The sequence below is a fragment of the Caecibacter sp. AF58-12pH5A genome (assembly GCF_027681725.1).
In the GTDB taxonomy this organism is placed as follows: domain Bacteria; phylum Bacillota; class Negativicutes; order Veillonellales; family Megasphaeraceae; genus Megasphaera; species Megasphaera hominis.
Window position 1 is genome coordinate 1 of record NZ_JAQDBC010000077.1, and the last position, 1,818, is coordinate 1,818.

Consider the following 1,818-nt stretch of genomic DNA (forward strand, 5'->3'; position numbering starts at 1 on the left):
CAACGTTGCCATAATCAGCTGATACGACGGCTTGTTGATTAATGGCAACCGTTTCCGGAATGGTAACGGCTTGCTGGCAACGTTGAATATGCCGAGTTCCGTATCTGAGAAATTACGAAGACTGGCCGTCTTCCCTGAGCCGCTTGCTCCCAGGATTAATACAGGAATACCCATATGTATCGCGCTCCTTTTATTTAATCTGAATATTTTCTTTTTCGACTAATTCGGCCCCAGGAATTTCGACGCCGGATTTAAGTGCCCGACTGATACCAGCTTTATCGATTTTATCCGGCTGCGGAATCCGGTAGATATCCGGGACGGCTTTATCGTCCGTGATTTCCACGGCTTTCGATTTACGCCATGTAATCGCGTATTGGACGTCTTTAATCTTCTGCCCTTGCAATGGTGTCACTTAACAGATTCTTCAACGTCTGAGCCTTGTTTTCGGCTGTTTTTCGGCGGATATGGAATGCTTTTTCTTCGGCTTCGAGCGCCTTCGTTTCGGCTTCAAGGTCTTTGTACCAGAGCGCGATATTTTTAATCTTTTCCGAGCGTTCCATCTGTAAATCTTTCAGTGCCTGTATATCGATAACTTCGCCTGTAAGCGTATCGACGGCAGACTGTTCATCGATTTTCACGCAATTGCGGATTCTTTCATTAATTTCGTATAATCTCATTTCACATTCCTCATTTCGTAGGCAAGCGAATTAAGCCGGTCGATAATAAACAGTAATAAATCGATATCTTCTATACCGGCGTTGATGAGTTTCAGCGCTAGCGTTTTCATTTCGGCATGGATGATTTCTTCTCGTGTCATTATCTATTCACTCCTTTTACACTGTAATAAATCGCTAATAATTCCGGCCAGTTTTCAGCGATCGGGATACCGTTCCGGGCGGCATATTCGTATTCCGTCCGGCATCCGATGGACCGTTCCCAGTTACCCGCCATTAATACGGCATCGCAATGGCTTTCGAGTTCGACCAATAATTGCAGGTCTTTGCTGTATCGTTCGCCGTTATAATCACGGCAGGTCACACATAGCGCCTGGATAAACAATACATCCGGCAATGCTTCCGCGTTATTCTTACAAATCCGGCGGATGTCGTCTTCCGCCTGTTTACTGCCCCCGTAGGGATGAGATACATACACAATCATTCTTTTTTGCCTCCTCCTAAAAAATCGAACAGCGTCGGCGCTGTCTGTTGAGCTTCCTCTGTCTTCAGATATGCTACGCCATCGCGGAAATATTCATAATTGTTGTAAAATTTGTCTGACTTCTAGGACCAGGCTGGTAAACGCTGAATCGGATAATGTTTTTGTTTCCAGCCGATTCATGCAAAGGTCTAGAAGACGTTCGTAATATTCTTCTTTGAGTGCAAATCGTTCCTGCTGTTCCACGGCTTCTTCTTCTGGCGGCTGGAATAGAAACTTCTTGTTGCAAGTGACCTTATCGCCGTCAACAGTGATTAGTCCCTTGCGTTTAAGCCGATATTTTGTTACTTCTACGTGATTTGTAGGCCAGCCCAGTAGATCAGCGGCTTCTTGATTCTTTAATTTACCATTCTTTTGATATAACAGGTATAATTCCCGTTCAGCCCTTGCCATAACTATGCTCCTTTGCTAAAATAGACATGATATATATTCTTTGCCTTTGCCGTTTTCCAGTTCCGGCTGGTGAACGGCTTTTTCTGTATCACCATACAATCAGATGGTTTACGACCATGATGTAAAGCACCAGCAGGATCATGACGAGCATCCCGCCGAGGAACAAGCATCCGGCTATAGCGGTATCCGCTTCATCCTGCAGGGAAACGA

The 1,818-nt window shown here is 45.1% G+C and carries 3 protein-coding genes and 1 pseudogene; all 4 read right to left on the reverse strand.

Annotation, left to right across the window (positions count from 1 at the left end; genetic code table 11):
* Window positions 1-190 precede the first annotated feature (190 nt).
* Window positions 191-677: pseudogene (locus PGX44_RS13850) on the reverse strand (siphovirus Gp157 family protein).
* Window positions 674-817 (reverse strand): hypothetical protein, encoded by a 144-nt coding sequence (locus tag PGX44_RS13855; RefSeq protein ID WP_498855832.1) that lies wholly within the window; start codon window positions 815-817, stop codon window positions 674-676. Before PGX44_RS13855 ends, PGX44_RS13850 begins: the two are co-directional and overlap by 4 nt.
* Window positions 817-1,158, reverse strand: a complete 342-nt coding sequence (locus PGX44_RS13860) for a DUF4406 domain-containing protein (protein WP_498855833.1) — start codon at window positions 1,156-1,158, stop codon at window positions 817-819. The genes PGX44_RS13855 and PGX44_RS13860 overlap by 1 nt, the downstream gene beginning before the upstream one ends.
* A gap of 93 nt (window positions 1,159-1,251) precedes the next feature.
* Window positions 1,252-1,608: a hypothetical protein gene (locus PGX44_RS13865; protein ID WP_498855834.1), complete on the reverse strand. Its 357-nt coding sequence runs from the start codon at window positions 1,606-1,608 to the stop codon at window positions 1,252-1,254.
* Window positions 1,609-1,818 lie beyond the last annotated feature (210 nt).

Coding starts and splice junctions, on each gene's coding strand:
- PGX44_RS13860 (WP_498855833.1), bottom strand. CDS start 1,158: ATGATTGTGTATGTATCTCATCCCTACGGGGGCAGTAAACAGGCGGAA.
- PGX44_RS13855 (WP_498855832.1), bottom strand. CDS start 817: ATGACACGAGAAGAAATCATCCATGCCGAAATGAAAACGCTAGCGCTG.
- PGX44_RS13865 (WP_498855834.1), bottom strand. CDS start 1,608: ATGGCAAGGGCTGAACGGGAATTATACCTGTTATATCAAAAGAATGGT.